The sequence below is a fragment of the Xenorhabdus griffiniae genome, from assembly GCF_015163655.1.
Lineage (GTDB): Bacteria > Pseudomonadota > Gammaproteobacteria > Enterobacterales > Enterobacteriaceae > Xenorhabdus > Xenorhabdus griffiniae.
In genome coordinates this window covers 1-1,118 of record NZ_JADEUF010000267.1, presented here as the reverse complement: position 1 = coordinate 1,118, position 1,118 = coordinate 1, and the positions used below count along the sequence as shown (strand labels likewise).

1 protein-coding gene is annotated in these 1,118 nt (G+C 42.7%); it reads left to right on the top strand.

Translation table 11 applies throughout. The features are described from left to right. Window positions 1–22: 22 nt before the first annotated feature. Window positions 23–1,118 (top strand): ISAs1 family transposase (locus IQ211_RS19390; protein ID WP_189761399.1); only part of this gene is annotated, 1,096 nt, incomplete at its 3' end.

Genomic DNA, 1,118 nt, shown 5'->3' with positions numbered 1-1,118 from the left:
CATAAAAATAGCGATCATAACAATGAGTATTTTTTATTTTATCAGCAAGATAGATGACCCACGTTCTGACATCAATAAAAAACATGAATTGATGGATGTGATTTTTTTGGCTTTTGCAGCCGTGTTATGTGGTGCATCAGGTTGGAAATCGATTCAAGAATTTGGTGAGATACAAATCGAGTGGCTTAAAAAATATACGCGCTTTACTCATGGTATTCCTCGTCGTCACTGTATTGCCAATATTATCAAAATGATAGAACAAGATGCCCTGGTTGAAGCCTTTTATAGCTGGGTAAATCAGCGCCGGCTCAAAGCAGGAAAAAGCCTTATCGCTATTGATGGAAAAACGATGAAAGGGACGTGTAAAGGGACTCTGTTTGAAGCCCTGCATATAGTCAGTGCTTATGATGTGGACTCCGGTGTTGCCCTGTATCATCGGACAGCCGAAAGTAAAGGCAAAGAAGGTCCGGTTGCAAGACAACTGATTGAATTATTGGCGCTTGATGATGCGATCGTCACGATGGATGCGCTGCATTGCCAGAAAGAAACGCTTGAGTTAATTACTCAGCGGGGGGGCGACTTTATTGTTGCCGTTAAAGGTAATCAGAAAAGTCTGGCTGAGTTTGTTAAATCCCATTTTGCTGCGCATTATGAAAGTCATGAGCTTGTTGAATTTACAGAGAAAAGTAGAGGTCATGGGCGAGAAGAACTCCGTCACGTTATGCAAATTCCTGTGGCATTACCCGAAGGGCTTCAGGAAAAATGGCCTTCAATACAATCGGTTATAGAAGTAGTCAGTGAACGCAAAGTGAAAGGCCAAGCCCCCCATCGTGACTCACGCTGGTATGTCAGTTCATTGCCTTTAGATGCGGAACTGGCGGCCACAGCAATAAGAAGACACTGGTCGGTGGAAAATGAACTGCATTGGGTTTTGGATGTCACCTTTAGGGAAGATGCTATTTCGCTTAAAGATCCTGATGGTGCGGCACAAATGGCGCTTTTTAATCGTATAGCACTCAATGTGATTAAACAAAATACCAGTATAAAAGATAGTCAAGTGGCTAAACGTCGAAGAGCAACGTGGTCAGCAGAATTCCGTAGTCAGCTTATCTTTGATT